Origin of the sequence: Gordonibacter urolithinfaciens (assembly GCF_900199375.1) — a bacterium.
Classification (GTDB): domain Bacteria; phylum Actinomycetota; class Coriobacteriia; order Coriobacteriales; family Eggerthellaceae; genus Gordonibacter; species Gordonibacter urolithinfaciens.
The window spans coordinates 2,985,296-3,004,332 of the sequence record NZ_LT900217.1 but is presented as its reverse complement, the minus strand read 5'-3'; the positions used below and the strand labels follow the sequence as shown (position 1 = coordinate 3,004,332).

The following is a 19,037-nucleotide window of genomic DNA, read 5'->3' as shown; positions in this document are numbered from 1 at the left end:
AAAGGAGATTCAGCCATGGGCCGCAAGAAGAAAATGACCCCCGCCCAGAAAGCCGCCGCCCGCCGGACGAGCACCGCCACGGCAAAGGCGATCGAAGCAGCCGAAGCGCCAGCCGAGCCCGCACCTGAGCGGCCCGAGCAGACCCCGCCGTCCCCCTCGGCAAGAGACGTGCTCGTAGGCGCTGCCGGCATCGCACTCGTAGCTGTCGCCGGCTACTTCTCCACAGCCGGTCTGGGCTAGCGCCGCGTCCGGGAACGGCTCCGCCTATCGGGCCGTTTCCGGACGATCTTCGCCCCCGTCCTCCCCTATCGGCGCTTTCGCGCCGAACAGGCGCTCGTCGGAGAGCCGCGGCGCCTTGTCGCTCAGCTTGTAGTAGGCGGCGCTCGTCGAGTTCGCGATGCTCGCCAGCTCGTGCGCCTCCAGGTACTCGCTCTTGTTCTTCTCCTTGACGATGTAGCTCATGAGCCCGATGTAGGATGCGGTGAGCAGCTCCACGTAGTAGGGCCGCAGCCTGTCGCGCGGGGCACGGTCGTCGTCCATCATCTGGTTGAGCTCCTGCCTGATCTGGTTCTGCAGGCGCACGGTGAAGTACGGGTCGCCGTGGGGGCCGGTCAGCGCCCTCAAGACCCGCTCGTGCTCGATGCAGACCTCGAACCAGTTCTCCATACACTCGAACGGCATGCCCGCTATGGCGCCCTTGTAGGCGTCGCCGTCGGACCGGTAGAGGCTCAACAGGCCGAGGAGCGTGCCCTCTATGCCCTCCAGCACGTCGATGGCGTCGCGGAAGTGCACGTAGAAGGTGGACCTGGCAACGTTGGACCGCTGGACCAGCTCCTTGACCCGGATGGAGTCGTAGGGCTTCTCCTCCATGAGGTCGATGTACGCCTCGACGATAGCCCGCCTCGCCGCCGAGGCCCTCGAACCCGAATCCATATCCGCACCGCCTTTCCAGCCCTGCGATCGTTCCCTGATTCTAAGGCAGGCGGCGCCTTCCTGCAAAGGCAGGCGCCGCCGTCTCGCCTTGCGGCTTGCCGCGGACCCCGGCTAGAAGATGGGATGGGTCGGGTGCCTCGCCTCGTCCACGACGAACGGCTTCGAGCGGTCGTGGCGCGGCCCGACGACGGGCACCTGCAGGTAGGACCCGTACTCGCCGCCGGTGTGGACGATATGGCTCCCCCGGTTGTCCGTCTCCCACATGAGGGGCTCGATCCAATGCTCGTCGCGGAGGTAGCGCCCCGCAACCTGCACGCGGAGGATCTCGCCTTTGCGCCACAGGCGGCTCGTGGGGTTGATCTCCACGTCGATGGGGACGATCTCGCCGGCGGAGAGCTTCAGCTCCCTGCGGTGCGCCTGCACGGGTTGGAAGTCGCTCGAAAGCGCCTCGTCCAGCTCGCGGTGCGAGACCCGCATCTTTCCCCAGGCGCCCGGGTGGGGCGCCGTGCCGTCGAACAGGGTCACGGGTATCTCGGTCCCGTTCTCGTGGACCTTCTTCACGGTGACGAACAGGTCCATGTCGTCGTGCCCGTCCGCCTCGACGAAGGCGTGGAGCTTCATGTACCCCGTGAGCTCGGTGTCCTCCTCGAACCGGTAGTCGAACTCCGCGACGCCCTCGTTGCCGTCGTAGGAGACGGAGGCGGGCGCGGCCGGGTTCTCGCCCTCGAGGCTCATGGCCTCGGCATTCAGGTAGAGCTTCCGGTACTCGGTCCTCGCCAGGGGAAACTCGCGCTCCGGGCGCCTCGTGGCGAAGTCCTCGTCGTAGGCGTCCATCACGTCGATGCGCACCTTCGGGGTGAGCTCCCACCCGTTGTGGACGTCCTTGCAGTAGCGGTCGAAGAACGCCTTGAGCTCCTCCATGTTCTGGCGCGTGTAGAAATCGGGCCACTCGAACTCGCGGTGCACCCGGAGCCACTTCTTCTCCGAGGAAATCTTGCGGTACCCGTTGATAGAGCCGCGGAGGTGGAAATGGTTCCACCCGGCCGCCACGTAGGCGGGCACGGTGACCTTGCCGAAATCGGGGATCTTGTTCTCCCAGTAGGCGTTCATCAGGGGGTAGCGCAGGGCCATGGCCGCCTGGTCGTCGATGCCCTTGAGTCCGCAGGCGCCCGCGGTGGCGAAGCTGGTGAAGCGGACGCAGGGTATGCCCCCCTCGTAGAGCGACTCCCGGTACATGTCGCTCATGCCCTCCCACGGCGCGATGCAGGCGAGGTGGGGCGGCTGCTGCGCGGCGATGTGCCACTGGGTAATGGCCAGCGCGGAGGAGCCGGCCATGGTCACGCGCCCGTTGCACCAGGGCTGCTGCGCGGCCCACTCGACTACGTCGTAGCCATCTCTGGCCTCCTCCTCGCAGAACTGGTCGTGGAGGCCCTCCGAGTAGCCGATGCCGCGGGGGTCGACGTTGACGACCGCGTACCCGTTGGGACACCAGTAGAGCGGGTCGGCCGCCTCGAACTTCGCGCTGGGCGAGACGGCCCCGAACGGCACGCCCGGCGTGTAGCCCACGTCCTCGCCCGTGCGGAAATCGTTCGGGCGCTTCCCGTAATTCGACCAGGCCAGGATCGCCGGCACCTTCGCGTCCGAGTCCTGCGGCCTGAAGACGTCGCAGTAGAGCGTTATTCCGTCGCGCATCTTGACCGCCACATCCTGCTCGCACACGATGCCGGGCGCCGCCTCGTACGTGCGCTGGTTGAACGCGCAGGGCTTGGCCAGCTGCTTTTCCTCGTCGGACAGGACCTCCCACTCCTCGAACGTGACGGGCCTCAGCTCCTTCTGGTAAATCCTCTCGATCCTCTCGCCCTTGATGGTGGTTTCGAGGGTGAACCGCTCTCTTTCCATCGGCATCATAGCATCTCCCATCTAGTCGCACGTAACAGTGTTCTCGGCCTCGCCAACCTCAAGAAAGCGCGCCCTCCACGGCGCCTTCCGCCGGCTTCTGCGGGGAAGGCCCGCTCGGATCGAACCCGCTTATCGCAGAGGCGAGCCTCATCGCCAAGGGCAGCGTCACCAAGATGACGAGGTAGCCCGCGCCCAGCAGCGGCGGGTACACCATCATCCAGATCCCCACACAGGCACCCAGGCCCAGGGATTGCGCGTTCGTCATCCAGACGCACGAGACGCTCACCAAGGTGATGAGGGTGAAGGCGAGGACGAGGCTGCTCACGATATGGGTGACGACCTTGTTCTCGATATGCAGGACAGCGCACAGCTTGCGCCCCCAGGAGAGCGCAGGGAAAAGGTCGCCCACCACATAGCCCGCGCAGAAGCTCATGAGAAACGAGACGCCGAAGCCCAACAGGGTGAAGATTGGCAAAGACTCATTACCCGGAATGCCCTGTACGGTTGAAAGAATAATCACGCTCAGAACAACGCACATGACCATGCACATCACGATATTGAGAACACGTCCGAACCCACCCGGCCCTTTGAAGATCATCATTTCCTCCTTTGCTGCTTTCGGTTTTGGCTCGAAGCTTCGATAGCATCATTATGCTCGGCAGAAACCTTTTCGACATGGACGCTCGGCCGAGGAGTGTCCGATTATCAGCCTCTCGGAACAAGGCGACCGCCATGCGTCCTCCTTGTCATGCCGTTCGCCATCAGCCGGCCATGAGAAATCGCGATGGCAGGCAGGAAAAGTGTTGCCACGCCAACAGGCTTTGCCGGAGCGCGCATGGCTTAATAGGAGGCATAGGAACGGGGCCCCGAAGCGAGCAATTGAATAGAAAGGCGGTGTTTGCCTTGGCTCATCAGCGGGTTGACGGCAAAGACAAGCGGTTCGCTTTGCAGTTCTACGGCACGCAGGGATTCGCGGCTCTTCCGATCCTTCTCTACATGATCATTGCAGCGATCATCTCCATCGGCATACGCTACTACGGCATGGAGGCGCTCATCTTCGCCTCGGTCATCGGCTTGCTTGCCGGATTCTTCCTTTGCCGGAACAAGCTGGAGTACTGGGCCTCGTGCGTGCGCGGCCTCACCCAGTTCGGCAATGCGAACCTCATCTTCATCTTCATCATCATCGCCGTGTTCGGCAAGGTGCTCGTCGCCGGCGACATCGGCGGCGGCCTTCTCTGGATAGGCCTGAACTGCGGGCTGCAGGGAGGGGCCTTCGTCGTTCTGGTGTTCGTCGGCTGCGCCGTCTTCGCCACGGGATCGGGCGCCCCGTTTCCCGCCTTGCTGGCGCTCGTGCCCATCTTCTACCCGTCCGGCGTCATGCTGGGGGCGGACCCGACCGTGCTCGTGGGAGCCATGATCAGCGGCGTGTTCTTCGGCGACGCGCTCTCCCCCAGCTCCCAGGTCATCCATGTGACCATCAACTCGCAACACGACCCGGGAACGGGCAGGCCGGCCGACCTCGTGGAGGTGATGAAGGCCCGGTCGCCCTACCTCGTGGCCATCGCCCTCGTCTCCGCAGCGCTTTTCTTCCTCCTCGGCGGCGCCGGCGCGGCAACCGTCTCGCCGCAGGAGCTGGCCGGCATGGCGGATGCCCGCGGCCTGTTCATGTTCGTCCCCATCGCGCTTCTGCTGGCCATCTGCGTAAAGACCCGCAACCTGCTCATGGGCGTGAGCTGGGCCATCCTCGCAGGCGTTGTCCTCGGGCTTGCGAGCGGCCTCATGGAGCCCGCAGCGCTCGCCTCCTTCGACTTCGCCAAGCAGCAGATGCACGGCGTGTTCATGGACGGCGTGACCAGCTCGGTGAACCTCGTGTTCGCCAGCATCCTCCTGTTCGGCATGATCCAGATCGCCGTCGAGGGCGGCATCTTGGAGAAGTGCTGCGACTTCCTCATGGGCCTCAAGATGGCCAAGAGGCCGGCGGGCGCCGAGGGCATCGTCGCGCTGGGCACCGGCGTCATCTGCTGCCTGCTTTCGGGGTCCGAGCTGCCCACCGTCATCATGTTCAAGGACGTGGTGGAGAACATAGGCCAGAGGTCGGGCATCTCGGCGAACCGCCGGAGCATCCTGCTCACCGCCATGGCCACGAACATCCCGGCCATCGTGCCCGTGAACTCCATCTTCATCATGGGCTCCATCACCCTCGTGGCGGGCCTGGCCGGCGCCAACCCGGCGCTGCCCCTCGTGGCGCCCGTCCCGATATTCACCTGTTGCTTCTATCCCCTGATGCTGGCCGCGGTCTGCTTCGGCTGGGTCGTGTTCGGTTGGGGACGGAAGGCCACGGCATGCAAACCCGCAATCGAGAAGAAGGACCTGGTGGCGAACAATGGCTGAGACGTACGACATGATTATCGTAGGCGGGGGCGCCGGAGGGCTTTCGGCCGCCGTCTACGCCGGGCGGGCCGAGCGCAAGGCGCTCCTCATCGAGAAGGGGAGCTACGGCGGGCGCATCAACGAGACGCGCGAGATACGCAACTACCCGGGTACGATCGGCGACACCGGGATCGGGCTCATGGAGAAGTTCAAGGCCCACGCGCTCGCCTTCCCCACCAACGAGCTCAAGCGCACCACGGTCACCGGCATCAAGCAGCTGGACGACGGGAACTTCCTCGTGCAGACGAAGCGGCGCGGCGACTTCGAGACGCGCTGCGTCCTGCTGGACCTGGGCACGAAACCGCGCGTGCTGGGCATACCCGGCGAGCAGGAGTTCGCCGGCCACGGCGTGGCCTACTGCGCCACCTGCGACGCCGAGATGTTCAAGGGCAAGGAGATCTACGTGCTGGGCGCAGGCGACCAGGCCATCGAGGAGGCCGACTACCTCACGGGCTTCGCGTCGAAGGTGACGGTGATCGTGCTGCACGAGGAGGGGCATCTCGACTGCAACGAGGTGGCCGCCGCAACGGCGTTCCGCAACCCGAAGATCGACTTCGTGTGGAACTCGACCCTAGAGGAGATCAAAGGACGCGACGAGGTGGAGGGGCTCGTCATCAAGAACGTGGTGACGGGCACGTCGAACGAGGTGGAGACGGACGGCATCTTCTTCTTCGTGGGCATGATACCGCAGACCGAGCTGATTCGCGACCTGGTGGAATGCGACGACAAGGGCTACATCGCGGTCAACGAGAAGAAGGAGACCAGCGTGCCCGGCATCTACGCCGTGGGCGACTGCACGCAGACCTTCCTGCGCCAGGTGGTCACCGCGGCAGCCGACGGCGCCATCGCGGCGACGGCCAGCGAGCGCTACGTGAAGGAGAAGAAGCAGATCGACTCCCTGCTCACGCCCGACGCGGGCAAGGTGGCGTTCGTCTTCTACGACCCCTACGACAGCGAGCAGATAGAGCAGGTGTCCGCGCTGGAGGAGAAACTGCGCGGCGAATGGCGCGTCGAGCGCCAGGACATCACCCGGCAGTCGCTGCTGTACGGCCGCCTGGGACTGCACGCCTCCCCCGCAACCGCCTTCTACTTCGGCGGCAAGCTGATGGGAACGGAGGTGTAGGCCCGGCAACCAGCAGGAGCGCCGATCGCCTCGCGGGCAGGCTTTACGCCCCCTCGGGGTGATCGGGACGAACCGAACGATGAAAACGACCAAGGCAACCAGAAGCGACGAAAACGGAGGAACGAACCATGGGTCAACCGAGCGTATTCCCTCACGGCACCACCATCTACAACCCCGAGAAGTGCTGGAACGGGTACACCATCGTGCCCCTCATCAACGACGGCGTGCTGCTGTTCGACATGAACGGCAACGAGGTGCGGCGCTGGAACATGCAGGCCATGCCGCCGAAGCTGCTGCCGGGCGGCTACGTCATGGGCTATGCAGGCACCCGGCATCCCGACTACGGCATGCAGGACGGCGTGAACCTGCAGGAGATCGACTACGACGGCAACATCGTGTGGCAGTTCGACCGCTTCGAGAACATCGACGACCCCGGCCGCGACCACCGCTGGATGGCGCGCCAGCACCACGACTTCCAGCGCGAGGGCAACCCCGTGGGCTACTACGTGCCGGGCATGGACGCCAAGCCGCTCGAGGGCAACACGCTCATCCTCGCCCACCAGACGCTGCACAACCCCAACGTCTCCGACAAGAAGCTGCTCGACGACTGCATGTACGAGGTTGACTGGGAGGGCAACATCGTGTGGAAGTGGTCCATCACCGATCACTTCGACGAGCTGGGCTTCGACGAGGCGGCGAAGAACGTGCTGGCCCGCGACCCGAACATGCGCACCTCGGACGGCGGCGTGGGCGACTACCTGCACGTGAACTGCATGAGCTACCTGGGGCCGAACAAGTGGCACGACCAGGGCGACATGCGCTTCAAGCCCGACAACATCATCTTCGACTCGCGCGAGGCCAACATCCTGGCCATCATCGACAAGGAGACGGGCAAGATCGTGTGGAAGATCGGCCCCGACTTCAACGCCACCCCCGAGCTGAGGAAGCTCGGCTGGATCATCGGCCAGCACCACCTGCACATGATTCCGAAGGGCCTGCCGGGCGAGGGCAACCTGCTCGTGTTCGACAACGGCGGCTGGGGCGGCTACGGCGTGCCGAACCCCGGCTCGCGCGACGGCTCCAAGAACGCCCTGCGCGACTACAGCCGCATCATCGAGTTCGACCCCACCACGCTCGAGATCGTGTGGAAGCTCACGCCGAAGGAGCTGGGCCACGCCATACCCACCGATGCGAGCAAGTTCTACAGCCCCTACGTGTCGAGCGCCCAGCGCCTGCCGAACGGCAACACGCTGGTGGACGAGGGCAGCGACGGCCGCTTGATCGAGGTCACGCCCGACCACGAGATCGTGTGGGAATGGATCTGCCCCTACTACAGCCACAACGACGAGGGGCCGCGCAACAACATGGTCTACCGCGCCTACCGCTACCCCTACAGCTACGTGCCGCAGGAGCCGGTGCCGCAGGAGGTGCCCGTGGAGCGCATCGACAACGCCACATGGCGCCTGCCCAACGCCGGCGCATTCGGCGCCAAGACGGTGGTGGACGTGGAGGGCACACTGCCCTACTACCCGGACGTGGCCCTCTGCGTGGCCACGGACGACGAGGCCGACCTGAGCCTGCGCGAGAAGGTGTTCTCCGTGGACACCGACGTGTTCGTGCCCGTCGATACCATGGGCGCCTGGAACGACGAGGTGCTGAAGGCCGAGGGGAAGCCGGTGCTCGTGCTGTTCGGCGCCGAGCGCTGTGTGCACTGCAAGGCGCTCCACCCCGTGCTGGAGGAGGCCTTGGGCGAAGAGTACGAGGGCATGTTCCGGATCCGCTACGTTGACGTGGACAAGAGCCCCGAGATCGCGAAGGGCTGCCAGGCCCTCGGCATTCCGGTGGTGGCCGTGTTCAACCAGGGCAAGGAGGTGTTGCGGTTCGCCGGCGAAAGAGATTATGATGACGTCTGCGAGCTGCTGGACCGCGCGCTCGCGTAAGAAGGCCTGAATGCGAAGCGGCGGCCTCGCACCCGCGGGCCGCCGCAAGGCCGCCGTCCCCGTCGCAAGGCGGCAAGCTGCCGGCGGCCCGCCCAACGAGAGGGGTCTGACGTTGATCCGGAACGAGCTTGGGAAGCCCTTCGCCCCTGCACCCCCTTCTGCAGGGGGCTGGGGCTCCTTGGAGCGAGACGCAGCAGGACTGCCCTCGTTCGCCAGCTCCTGCCTGGCGCATCCCGTGTACGGCGACCTCCTGCGGCGCCAAACGTACAAGACGGCCGAGACGGTCCACGCGCAGGGGACGCCCATCAGGGAGTTCGGCATCGTGACCGAGGGGTGCCTGAAAACGGCACGCTACACCGTTGACGGCCACGAGCTGTGCAACGGGTACTTCGAGAAGGACGACGTGTTCCCCGAGCTGCTCTACTTCACCGGCGAGAAGGTGTATACCTACAACCTGCTGGCCGTGAGGAAGACCACGGTCATGTGGCTGGACACGTCGTTCTTCGAGCTGATGTTGAGGACGGACAGCCAGATGCTGTACCGCTTCATGCTCTACCTGTCGAGGAGGGGGCTGAAGAACCAGATGCTTCTGTGCTGCCTGCGCTACCAGACCATACGGGAGCGCATAGCCTTCTGGGTGCTGTGGATGGACGACATCGCGCAGGACGGCTTCGTGGAGCTGCCCTCGTCCCAGACGATCTGGGCGAACGATCTGCGCGTCTCCCGCCCGTCGCTCAACCAGGAGGCCAAGCGCATGGAGAAGCAGGGCTACTTCCGCATGGACGGCTGCCGGCTGGAAGTGCTCGACCGGGAGGGCCTCGAGCTCTTGCTGTAGCCGTTGCTGCAGGCTTTCAGCGCATGAGGCGCAAGCGCTCCTCCACCAGGTCGATGAGCTCCTGCTGGGCGTGCACGCCCACCTTCTGGTAGATGTGGTACACGTGCGTCTTGACCGTGTGGTACGAGATGTGCAGGTCCTTGCCGATGCGATCGGTGCTGTAGCCGCGTACCAAGAGCTCCATGACCTCGCGCTCGCGCGGCGACAGGCCGTAACGCAGCACGATGGCGTCGTGCACGCGCCCCACCGTCTCCTCCGGCACATGGGCAGACCCGCCCGCCGCGTCGCTGTACCTCCACACATAGCGCGTGAGCATGGCCACGATGGCCACCACCAGCCCTACGCACACGGCCGGCAGCAGCACCCTGAGCGCGTCGTCGGTCATCAGCATGCCGTAGCCCGCGGCCCATCCCAGCACGAGGCCCGCAAGCTGCGGGTAGCGCCCCGTCGCCCACGACTTCGCCTCCGGCAGCCGGTTGACCGCGATGATCTCGCGCAACCGCACCACGTTGAGCACGTCGTAGGTGGTGAAGCACATGACCAGCAGGCTGCAGCACAGCACGAGCCCGAAAGGGTTGCTGAACGGGAGCAGGAGCAGTAAGAACGCCGCAATGGGGAACAGGAGCGTCAGGAGCACGCGCACGGACACGCGGTCCTTCAGGAGCACGCTGTACAGCACGAGGAAGATGCCGGGCACGCACAGCGACAGCCAGATGAACTCCAAGCTGTTCGACATGATGCTGAGCGATATGCCCAGGCAGTACGCCAGGCCGAACACCACGCTCAACAGGAACAGCTCGCCGCGGAAGCTCAGGAGCGCCGCCACCGCCGCGTTGCCGGCCTCCGGCGACGGCACGTCCCCGCGCGCGGAAGGGGCGCGAGCGGCGCCCGGGGCCTCCCCGGGCGGGCGCAGCGGCGCGAAGGCCGCGATGCACACCACGAACACCGTCAGCACGAGCCGGATGCCGTCCTGCAGGCCCAGCAGAAGCAGGTAGAAGAACCCCGAGAGGAAGAGCGCAAGCGCGTTCACGGCGCAGAACCTCCCCTGCCCCGCATCCTGCAAACCGCTGAAGAGGCGCAGGAACGCCGCCGCCGTGCCGGCGCCCATGAGCAGCCACACGGCCAGCACCACCGGGAACGCCACGGGCACGCCGGCGCGCGCGAGCGCTGACGCGACGACGATCGACGCACCGGAGGCCGCGGAGAAAAGCGCCAGGAACGGCGTGCGCTCGAAGAACGAGGCCGTGCGCAGCAGCGACACGGCCGCCATGAAGAGCGCGGCCCCCAGGAAGCCGAACCCCTTCTGCAGGATGTCGAAACGCACGAACGCGTCCGAGGAGACCACGAACACGTCGAGCGAGTAGGCGAGGTACAGCCATATCCAATAGCACGACACCGCAACGGTCGGAAGCACCTGCCATTCATGCACGAGCGAGTCGGCAGACGCTCCCCGGCCGCCGGCAAGACCGTGCAACGCGCGCGAGACGCGCCCCTTCGGTTTCCGCTCCTTCACCTCGCACCCCCTTCTGCAAGGCCGCCGCACCGAGCGCCGCCGAGGCGGCGCAAGGCGCGAGCGACGGGCTAACCTGAGTCGCTACCTCATTGTTTTACCTGATCACAAGCATATTCTAACAGTTCTTCCGACGTCGCTCCCGGAGGGACCGCCCGAGGGGCGCCCCGTTCCCCGAGAACGCGGCGCCCCGCCTCCTGAAGGGCCCCGCACACGGTCGCCCCCGTTGTCGCGTCGACGGACGGGCCGTCTTCCTTCCCATCCCGCATCGCCAACCTCCTTCGCCGTCCCATCGCCCTGCCGCCTCGCGCCGCAGCAGCCCTCTCCGGGCACCCGGAGCCCCGGCCTGCGCCGTTTCGGACGCGGGTCGGGACGGAACGCCGCGCCGCGTCAGCCCAGCGCCACGAGCGCCTGCTTCGCCTTGGCGCCCAGCCTGCCCGCCAGCTCGTCGAGCGGGCCGTACTCCAGGCACTTCGCCTGGCAGTGCTTCACGCACGTGGGCACGCCGCCCGCCGCCGTGCGCGCGGCGCACAGGTCGCACTGGTCGGTGAACGCCGGCTGGTAGCCCACCTGCCAGCGGTCGTTCTCGGGCCCGTAGCTCCACGGCCCCACCTCGCACACCGCCACGCCGCATTGGCCCTGCGGGAACCCATGCTCCACCGCGCACGCCATCTCGCACGAATGGCATCCCGTGCACCACTCGTAATCCACCAGCAGCCCGTATTCCGCCATGTCACTCGCCCTCCTTCATCTTGTACACCTTGCACAGGTTCGTCTTGTAGTTTCCGCCGAAGCCGCTCTTGCCGTTGCCCCAGGGTATGAGGTTGTTGATGCACAGGTCCCCGATGTCGTAGAGGTTCTCGGGGTCGCCCTCGGGGTTCCACCAGCCGTGGTCGGCCGCCACGATGCGCGGGTCGAAGATGGGCGTCTCCTTCACGCGGCGCTTCGCGCGCCCGAGCATGTTCTCCACCCACACCCAGTCGCCGTCCGCCACGCCCAAGCGCGCGCACGTCTCGGGATGGATCTCGATCCACGGGTCGGGGTGCATGGCCAGAAGGCGCTTGGCCTGGCGATGCTCCGAATGGAAGAACGGCCAGCGGCGCGCGCCCGTGCACAGCACGAGCGGGTACTCGTCCAGAAGCTCCGGCGTGGCCAGGGGGCCAGGAGAAGGCTCGTCGAACACGGGCAGCGGGTCGAGCCCGGCGTTCTGGTAGTACGTCGACCAGAGCTCGATGCGGCCCGTGGCCGTGTAGAACCCGGGGCTGCCGTCGGGGCGCAAAAGCCCCTTCTCGTGCTTCTTGTACTCGAAAGGAAGGTACACGGGCGCCGCCTCGCGCAGCTCGGGGAACGTGATGCCGGAGGTGGCGATCATCTCGGTGAACATGTCCTGCACGTTGTCCCACGGCCACGCCTCGGGGGCCAGGCGACGGCCCAGCTCCAGGTTCATCTCCATGTCGGACTTGCACTCGCCCACCTGGCACACCTTGTTGATGGCCTCGGCGCGCTGCGCGCCGTCTCCCAGGCGCACCCCGTCGCGCTCGGGGAACATGGCCGCCGGCAGCACCACGTCGTAGAACGCCATGATAGTGGGCGTCATGAACAGGTCGGCGCCGGCCACGAAGTCCAGCTTGCGGAAGCACTCCGCCACCTCCGTGGAGTTCGCGGACATGCAGGCCAGGAAGTTCGACGTCTGCACCCAGGCGGCCTTGATGGGGTACGGCTCGCCCGTCTTCATGGCCTCGACGGTGGTGTTGGGGTGCGCCGCCTGGAAGCCCAGGCGGAACAGCGAGTACTTGTCCAGGCCGAGGCGCTTCTCGTTCTGCTCGTCGCCCAGAAGCTCGAAGCCCCAGCCGCCGCCGTAGTTCAGGATCTCGGGCGGCACGATGATGCCGCCGGGCACCTCCACGTTGCCCGTCACCTGGAAGAGCGCCATGATGGCCTGCCCGGCCGGCAGCGCCTCCTTCGTCATGTCCACCGCCACGCCCCACTGCAGCGTCGCGGGCTTGCTCGCCGCCAGGATGCGCGCGGCTTTGCGGATGCGCTCGGCCGGGACCCACGTGGTGGTCTCGGCGTACTCGGGCGTGAACGGCTGCACATGCTCGCGCAGCTCCTCGAAACCGTAGCACCAGCGGTCGACGAAGTCGTGGTCGTACAGGTCCTCGCCGATGATCACGTTCATCATGGCGAGCGCCAGCGCCGCGTCGGTGCCCGGGCGCACCGGCAGGTGCACCTCGGCCTTGGCGGAGAGCCACGTGACCTTGGGGTCGATCATAACGATCTTCATGCCGCGCTTCATGAGGTCCACCACCCAGTGGCCGAAGAAGCCGTCGGAGTTCGCGATGAGCGGGTAGTTGCCCCACACGAACATGGTCTCGGGCATCCGCCATGCGGGGTTGTCGTAGCGGTCGGGGAACTGCTGGGCGCAGTCGGCCACCCAGAACGCGCCCGTGGTGGCGATGCAGCCGGCCACGCGCGGCAGGTAGCACGCGTTGCCGGAGAAGATGTTCACGAAGTTCGGCGAGCCGAACGACCAGCACAGACGCGTGATGTACGGCGCGATGTCGCGCCCGGTGCCGCACGAGAAGATAACGGACTCGGGACCGTGCTCCTCCTTCACCTTGTTGAGCTCACAGGCGATGAGGTCGAGCGCCTCGTCCCAGCCGATGCGCTCCCAGCGGTCGCGGCCGCGGTCGGCCTTCGCGCGGCGCAGCGGATGCGTGAGGCGCTTCGGGTTGTTCACCATCTCGGGCAAATCCAGGCAGCGCACGCACAGGCGCCCCTCGTTGAACGGGTTCTCCGGATCGCCCTCCACCTTCACGAGCTCTCCCTCGTCGTTGGTGTAGAGCAGCACGCCGCAGCCCAGGTGGCACCCCGGTCCCGACCAAGCGCTCCCGCGCGTGACCGTCAGGTCGCCGTCCCGGTACGTGTAGGGATTCTCGTGCTTCACGAACCGGTAGTCTCGCTCCTCCATAGTCCTCTCCTTTCCTCGTTCTTCTCGTTCTTTCTAGCGACTGGCGGTTTCCGCCTCGGCCGGATCCGCGGGCGCGTCGGCGGACGCCGCCGCCTCGGCCGGGTCCTTCAGGAACTTGAGCAGCGCCAGGCAGGCCGCCACGCCCACGATGCCGATGCCCACGAGCAGCATGATGGCCGCGCCCCAGCCGGACGTCTCGATGAGCGTGCCGATGGACGCGTTGCCGAACCCGCCGATGGAGCGGCCGAGCGCGATGACGCCGAACGTCGTGCCGATGTAGACGGGCGCCACGGCAGCCGACGGCGCGATGGGCCAGATGACGGCCGGCACGAGCTGCAGCACGATGCCGGTGACGATCATGACGGCCACGGTGGCCTGCGGCGGCACGTTAAAGGCCAGGATGGCGATGAGCGCCGTGAGCACCATGCTGGCCACGAGCAGCCAGATGCGGCTCTTCAGCCTCACCACCTTGTTGAGCACGGGCGTCATGAGCACCACGCCCAAGATCATGCCCACCGTGATAAGGCTCGAGTACAGGTTGGAATCCTCCAGGCTGTAGCCCAGCTCCTCCATGCAGTACGTGGGCGCGAACGTGGACACGGCGTACATGATGAACGCGAACATGGCGAACACCACGGCCAACAGCCACGTGGAGGGCGACTTCATGCCCGCGACCAGCGATATCTTCGGCGCATCCTCCGCCGCGTAGCCGTCGGGCGCCTTCACGAATACCAGGTACAGCACGGCGGCCGCCACGAGCAGCGCCGTGGAGAGCCACCACACGTTCGTCCACGTGCCGGGGTCGTCGGCCGCGATGAACAGGTTGGCCCCCGTGAAGATGGCGAGCATGCCGATGGGCACCCACCCCGACCAGATGGCCATGGGCGCGCCGCTCTTCTCGGGCGGGAACCACATGGCGATGATAGCCGGCACGGCCACGCCGATCAGCGCGAAGCTCAGGCCCTCCACGAAACGGCTGAACAGCAAGAGCTCGATATTCGGCGCGAACGACCCTATCAGGCTGCCCACCGCCGCCGAGAGGATGGCGAACAGGCCCACCTTCTTCGGGCCGAACCTGTCGGTGAGCCCGCCCGACGGCAGCGCGAGCACGAGACCCGTGACGGTGGGCACCGTCATGAGCCAGCCTCCCAGCGCCGGCCCGATCCCCAGGTCGGCCATGAGCAGCCCCATGGTGGGCGGCACCTTGAACATGTTGATGGCGATGGCCACTGCAGCCAGCATTCCCACGAGCGTGACGATCCAGCTCCTCGCCGATGACGGCCTTCGTGCTTCCATAAACCCCTCCTTCTCCCGTTTTCCTTCGGTTCGTCCTGCGGCCCTCTTGCGGGCCGCGGCTTGCCGAGGACTCTAGGAGCCGGGCGAGGGGGTGTAATCGGGAAAAAGCGCGTATTAGGGGCGCGAGGGCATCGGAAAAAACGTAGTAGGAAGGTCCTATCAGGCAAAACCGCCCGCCGCAGACGCGACGGGCGGTTTTTTCGCGAGGGGGCTAGGCACGCCTCACAAGGTAGCACTGGTGGATCTTGGGGTTGCGCTCGAAGTCATGGGGGATCGTGGACGCCGTGATGTCCTGCAGGGCCACGCCGTACTTAGCCAGCGCCTCCACATCGGGCCTGAACGTGCGCAGGTTGCACGAGAACACGGCCTCGCCGCCCTCGGTGAGCAGGCGCGTCACGCCGATGAGCAGCTCCACGTGGTCTCGCTGCACGTCCCACGTGCGACTGCCCATGGCCTTCGAGTTGGAGAACGTGGGCGGGTCCACGAAGATCAGGTCGTAGCGCAGGGGCTTGCGGCGCGTCTCGGTGATCCAGGCCATGACGTCGGCGCGCTCGAAGGAGTGCTCGGGCCCCGAGAAGCCGTTGCCGGCCATGTTGCGCCGCGCCCAGTCCAGGTAGGTCTGCGAGAGGTCCACCGTCGTCGTCTCCACCGCCCCGCCTCCGGCCGCATGCACGGTTGCCGTGCCCGTGTAGGCGAACAGGTTGAGGAAGCGCTTGCCCGCCGCCTTCGCGCCTACGAGCTCGCGCGTGGCGCGGTGGTCCAGGAAGATGCCCGTGTCCAGGTAGCCCGACAGGTCCACCTCCATGAGGTAGCCGTCCTCGTCGATCTGCGTCACGTAGCTGCGCCGGCCGGCATCGCGGTACTGCGAGCCGCCCTTGTCGCGCCGGCGCGTCTTGGCGAACACATGGTCCGGGCGGATGCCCAGCGCCACGGGCGCCAACGCCAGAACGTCGTCGAAGCGCCGACGCGCGCGGGCAGGGTCGACCGAGGAGGGCGCGGCGTACTCGGCGATGTGCAGGTACGTGTTGCCCTCGGCCTCGCCAGCGCCCACGTACACGTCGATTGCCACGGCGTAGTCGGGCAGGTCGGCGTCGTAGACGCGGTAGCACGAGATCCCTTCGCGGCGCGCCCACTTGCGGCGCTCCTTGGCAACCTTGAACAGGCGGGACGAGAACTGCTCGGAAGCGGGTTCCAGCACCTCCACGCGGTGCTCGGCGCCGCCGGCGGGATCGGGCACCACGACGACGGCCGCCTCGGCGGGCGGCGCGTAGAACACGAGCGCCTCCGTGGCCACGCGGTCGCGCCCGAACTCGACGCGCGCGCCCGGCGCCGTGCCGAAGCGGTCTTCCACGGCCTCGCTGCCCGCCACCGCGAACACGGAGCCCGCCGGGGCCGCCGTGGCGGCCGCCACGAACGCGGCGGCGTCGGCCTGGGCGCTCGCCTCCGACGAGCGCTCGCGGGCGCCCAGCACGCTCGCCACGAGGCAGCCGGAGGCCTCCGCGCCGTCCGGTACGCCCGCCGTGTCCCGCGCGGCGGCGGCAGCGGCGCTCACGCGCTCCACGAGCGCGCCCGCCTCCTCCGCCCCGCCCGGCTCGATGCTCACGGCCTGCCGCAGCCCCGCGCGCTTGGCGCGCCCGCGCGCCCGCGCGATGGCCGGCGAGGACGCCGACAGGCCCGCGAAGCGCACGACGTCGAGGTCGGGACGCGCGGACGCCGGCGCGTCGAGCGCGTCGGAGGCGCATGCCGCGGCCAGCCCCGCCTCGAAGCGGTCGTCGGCCTGGGCGATGAGCTCGTTCCAGATGGCGGGACTGGATTGCGCCCACCCGAAGAAGCCCCAGCGCTCGCGCGTGAGGCCCGGCGCCAGATCGCACGCCACCGCAGCAGCCTCCACCACCACAGCGCCGTCGCCGCAGGCCGCATCGACGCAGGCGGCGCCCGCGCGCGCCCGGCCGTCCCATCCGGCCAGCGCCAGCAGGCCGGCCGCGAGCGCGCACTCGAGCGGCGCCTCGGCGCCGTCGTCGGGGGCCAGGTAGGTGCGGCGGTAGAGCGACGCACCCGAAAGGTCGAGCGAGATGGTGGCGCGCTTCTCGCGCACGCGCACGTCGATGGCCGCGTCGGGGCACTCGGCGTCCACGTCGGGACGCTCGCCCCGCGCCTCGCGCAGGCGGTCGCACACGGCGTCCTTCACCTTGAGCGCGGTGAATCGCGTGTTGCGCAGCTCGTCGTTCATGCCATGGGCCGATACCGCGATGCTCGCGCCGGGAGCTACCACGTCCTCCCAGGGCAGCTCCAGCGCGTCCTCGAACAGCAGGTCGGCCATGCGCGCGTCCACGCGCCCCACCACCAGCATGATGCGAGACGCCAGCCGCGACCACAGGCACGCCTTCAGCGCATGGCGCACGTCGCAGAAGAAGGCCACGCCGCCGCCAAGCGGCCGCACGCTCCTGATGCCAAGTGACTTCAGCTCGTCGGCGAGCGGCGCCTCCAACCCGGCAAGGCAGCTGGCGAAGAACTCGAGTTTATCCTGTTGCATGGCGCAATCCCCTCAACCTCGGCGTACCTGCGGCCGATTCGCGCGAAGCGCGAACAGGAGCTCGCAGGTCCGTATGCCCAACCGCGCAGGTTGGCGTAGTAAGTCAGCGAGAAGGGCCCTGGTGCCCCGAATTGACGGGATGGGGAAGGCGAAGCGTACTTCAGTACGCGAGTCTTCGCCATCGCGGCAAGGCGGGGTGCCAGGGCCCTTCGCAGCATCGGCTTCGTTCCGGCGGCCGTCAGGCCGACGGAACCTTAGTCTTCCAGATAATCTTTCAGCTTGCTCGAGCGGCTGGGGTGGCGCAGCTTCGCGAGCGTCTTGCTCTCGATCTGGCGGATGCGCTCGCGCGTGACGCCGAACTCGCGCCCGACCTCCTCGAGCGTGCGCGGATGGCCGTCCTCGAGACCGAAACGCAGGCTGATGACCTTGCGCTCGCGCTCGGCCAGGCCGTCGAGCACCTTGCTCAGCTGCTCCTGCAGCATGCTGAACGAGGCGGCGTCGGGCGGCACCACAGCGGCGTCGTCCTCGATGAAGTCGCCCAGCTGGGAGTCCTCCTCCTCGCCGATGGGCGTCTCGAGCGACACGGGCTCCTGCGAGATCTTCTGGATCTCGCGCACGCGTTCGGCGGGCAGGCCCATCTCCTTGCCGATCTCCTCGGGGCTGGGCTCGCGGCCGAGCTCCTGGAGCAGCTGGCGCTGGATGCGCACGAGCTTGTTGATGGTCTCCACCATGTGCACGGGGATGCGGATGGTGCGGGCCTGGTCGGCGATGGCGCGCGTGATGGCCTGGCGGATCCACCAGGTGGCGTACGTCGAGAACTTGAAGCCCTTCGTGTAGTCGAACTTCTCCACCGCGCGGATGAGGCCCAGGTTGCCTTCCTGGATGAGGTCGAGGAACAGCATGCCGCGCCCCACGTAGCGCTTGGCGATGGACACCACCAGGCGCAGGTTCGCCTCGATGAGCTGCTGCTTCGCATCGATGCCCACCTGCTCGATGCGGCCGAGGCGGCGCTTCTCGCGGCGCTCGAGCTCGATGCCCTCGTCCTCGGCGCGGTCCAGCTCCTCGGTGGCCGCCACGCCGGCCTCTATCTTCATGGCCAGGTCGATCTCCTCCGCGGCGGTGAGCAGCGGGACCTTGCCGATCTCCTTCAGGTACATGCGCACGGGGTCGCCCGTGAGCATGGTCACGCCGGCGTCGGCGTTGCGCTTGCGCGTCGTGCGCGCCTTGCTCTTCGTCACCTTCGGCAGCTGCACCTCGACGGTCGCCTTGAGCTCCTCCTCGGGGATGCCCTCGAGCAGGTCCTCGTCCTCGTCCAGGCCGGCTTCCAGCTTGTCGTCGTCCAGCGTATCGGAAGCGCCGACGTCGGGCTCCACGTCCAGCGCGTCGTCATCGTCCAGTATCTCTTCGGTATCGATCGGGGCTTTCGCACCTTGCTCGGTGTCGGGCTCGACAGCTTGGTTCTTAGAGGCTTGGGCCACGTGATCTTCCTTTCCAACTGGATGCGCTCGGGCATGCGGAAGCATGCGCGCCGGGCGCAAAGATACAGCGGAGCAGTATACCATAGATC

General features: G+C 67.0%; 14 protein-coding genes. 5 read left to right on the top strand and 9 right to left on the bottom strand.

The window, feature by feature from the left end; translation table 11 throughout:
• Positions 1-15 precede the first annotated feature (15 nt).
• On the top strand, positions 16-240 hold the full coding sequence (locus tag BN3560_RS12850; RefSeq protein ID WP_096228356.1) for a hypothetical protein: 225 nt from the start codon (positions 16-18) through the stop codon (positions 238-240).
• Positions 241-264: 24 nt separating this feature from the next.
• Here the strand turns inward: BN3560_RS12850 and BN3560_RS12845 are convergent, their stop codons facing one another.
• From BN3560_RS12845 to BN3560_RS12835, 3 genes are all read right to left on the bottom strand, one after another.
• Complete coding sequence (locus BN3560_RS12845; RefSeq protein WP_015539919.1) at positions 265-933, bottom strand: TetR/AcrR family transcriptional regulator; 669 nt, start codon at positions 931-933, stop codon at positions 265-267.
• 111 nt (positions 934-1,044) lie between these two features.
• The gene (locus BN3560_RS12840; protein WP_096228355.1) at positions 1,045-2,841 is read right to left on the bottom strand and encodes a CocE/NonD family hydrolase; all 1,797 of its coding nucleotides are present in this window, start codon (positions 2,839-2,841) and stop codon (positions 1,045-1,047) included.
• Positions 2,842-2,890: 49 nt separating this feature from the next.
• Positions 2,891-3,433: a hypothetical protein gene (locus tag BN3560_RS12835; protein ID WP_096228354.1), complete on the bottom strand. Its 543-nt coding sequence runs from the start codon at positions 3,431-3,433 to the stop codon at positions 2,891-2,893.
• A 302-nt stretch (positions 3,434-3,735) separates the two neighbouring features.
• Here BN3560_RS12835 and BN3560_RS12830 point away from each other — a divergent pair, with 302 nt between their 5' ends.
• The 4 genes from BN3560_RS12830 (at position 3,736) to BN3560_RS12815 (ending at position 9,160) form a co-directional block, all read left to right on the top strand.
• Positions 3,736-5,223: a Na+/H+ antiporter NhaC family protein gene (locus BN3560_RS12830; protein WP_096228353.1), complete on the top strand. Its 1,488-nt coding sequence runs from the start codon at positions 3,736-3,738 to the stop codon at positions 5,221-5,223.
• Positions 5,216-6,385, top strand: a complete 1,170-nt coding sequence (locus tag BN3560_RS12825) for an NAD(P)/FAD-dependent oxidoreductase (RefSeq protein WP_096228352.1) — start codon at positions 5,216-5,218, stop codon at positions 6,383-6,385. Before BN3560_RS12830 ends, BN3560_RS12825 begins: the two co-directional genes overlap by 8 nt.
• 128 nt (positions 6,386-6,513) lie before the next feature.
• The gene (locus BN3560_RS12820) at positions 6,514-8,325 is read left to right on the top strand and encodes an aryl-sulfate sulfotransferase (protein WP_096228351.1); all 1,812 of its coding nucleotides are present in this window, start codon (positions 6,514-6,516) and stop codon (positions 8,323-8,325) included.
• A gap of 178 nt (positions 8,326-8,503) precedes the next feature.
• Positions 8,504-9,160, top strand: a complete 657-nt coding sequence (locus BN3560_RS12815; protein WP_096228350.1) for a Crp/Fnr family transcriptional regulator — start codon at positions 8,504-8,506, stop codon at positions 9,158-9,160.
• Positions 9,161-9,176: 16 nt separating this feature from the next.
• Here the strand turns inward: BN3560_RS12815 and BN3560_RS12810 are convergent, their stop codons facing one another.
• From BN3560_RS12810 to rpoD, 6 genes are all read right to left on the bottom strand, one after another.
• The gene (locus BN3560_RS12810) at positions 9,177-10,673 is read right to left on the bottom strand and encodes a helix-turn-helix transcriptional regulator (RefSeq protein WP_096228349.1); all 1,497 of its coding nucleotides are present in this window, start codon (positions 10,671-10,673) and stop codon (positions 9,177-9,179) included.
• Between the two features lie 387 nt (positions 10,674-11,060).
• Positions 11,061-11,402: an oxidoreductase gene (locus BN3560_RS12800; RefSeq protein ID WP_087190598.1), complete on the bottom strand. Its 342-nt coding sequence runs from the start codon at positions 11,400-11,402 to the stop codon at positions 11,061-11,063.
• A gap of 1 nt (position 11,403) precedes the next feature.
• The gene (locus tag BN3560_RS12795) at positions 11,404-13,641 is read right to left on the bottom strand and encodes a molybdopterin-dependent oxidoreductase (protein WP_096228348.1); all 2,238 of its coding nucleotides are present in this window, start codon (positions 13,639-13,641) and stop codon (positions 11,404-11,406) included.
• A 33-nt stretch (positions 13,642-13,674) separates the two neighbouring features.
• Positions 13,675-14,937, bottom strand: coding sequence for an MFS transporter (locus BN3560_RS12790; RefSeq protein WP_096228347.1), 1,263 nt, complete (start codon positions 14,935-14,937; stop codon positions 13,675-13,677).
• 211 nt (positions 14,938-15,148) lie between these two features.
• Positions 15,149-17,470: a class I SAM-dependent methyltransferase gene (locus tag BN3560_RS12785; RefSeq protein WP_096228346.1), complete on the bottom strand. Its 2,322-nt coding sequence runs from the start codon at positions 17,468-17,470 to the stop codon at positions 15,149-15,151.
• 254 nt (positions 17,471-17,724) lie between these two features.
• Positions 17,725-18,948, bottom strand: coding sequence for an RNA polymerase sigma factor RpoD (gene rpoD / locus BN3560_RS12780; RefSeq protein WP_041239520.1), 1,224 nt, complete (start codon positions 18,946-18,948; stop codon positions 17,725-17,727).
• Positions 18,949-19,037: the final 89 nt, after the last annotated feature.

Bases quoted from the DNA above. Each gene is read 5' to 3' on its own strand.
- BN3560_RS12825 (WP_096228352.1), top strand. From the start codon at position 5,216: ATGGCTGAGACGTACGACATGATTATCGTAGGCGGGGGCGCCGGAGGG.
- BN3560_RS12800 (WP_087190598.1), bottom strand. From the start codon at position 11,402: ATGGCGGAATACGGGCTGCTGGTGGATTACGAGTGGTGCACGGGATGC.
- BN3560_RS12820 (WP_096228351.1), top strand. From the start codon at position 6,514: ATGGGTCAACCGAGCGTATTCCCTCACGGCACCACCATCTACAACCCC.
- BN3560_RS12845 (WP_015539919.1), bottom strand. From the start codon at position 933: ATGGATTCGGGTTCGAGGGCCTCGGCGGCGAGGCGGGCTATCGTCGAG.
- BN3560_RS12790 (WP_096228347.1), bottom strand. From the start codon at position 14,937: ATGGAAGCACGAAGGCCGTCATCGGCGAGGAGCTGGATCGTCACGCTC.
- BN3560_RS12795 (WP_096228348.1), bottom strand. From the start codon at position 13,641: ATGGAGGAGCGAGACTACCGGTTCGTGAAGCACGAGAATCCCTACACG.
- BN3560_RS12835 (WP_096228354.1), bottom strand. From the start codon at position 3,433: ATGATGATCTTCAAAGGGCCGGGTGGGTTCGGACGTGTTCTCAATATC.
- BN3560_RS12840 (WP_096228355.1), bottom strand. From the start codon at position 2,841: ATGATGCCGATGGAAAGAGAGCGGTTCACCCTCGAAACCACCATCAAG.
- BN3560_RS12785 (WP_096228346.1), bottom strand. From the start codon at position 17,470: ATGCAACAGGATAAACTCGAGTTCTTCGCCAGCTGCCTTGCCGGGTTG.
- BN3560_RS12850 (WP_096228356.1), top strand. From the start codon at position 16: ATGGGCCGCAAGAAGAAAATGACCCCCGCCCAGAAAGCCGCCGCCCGC.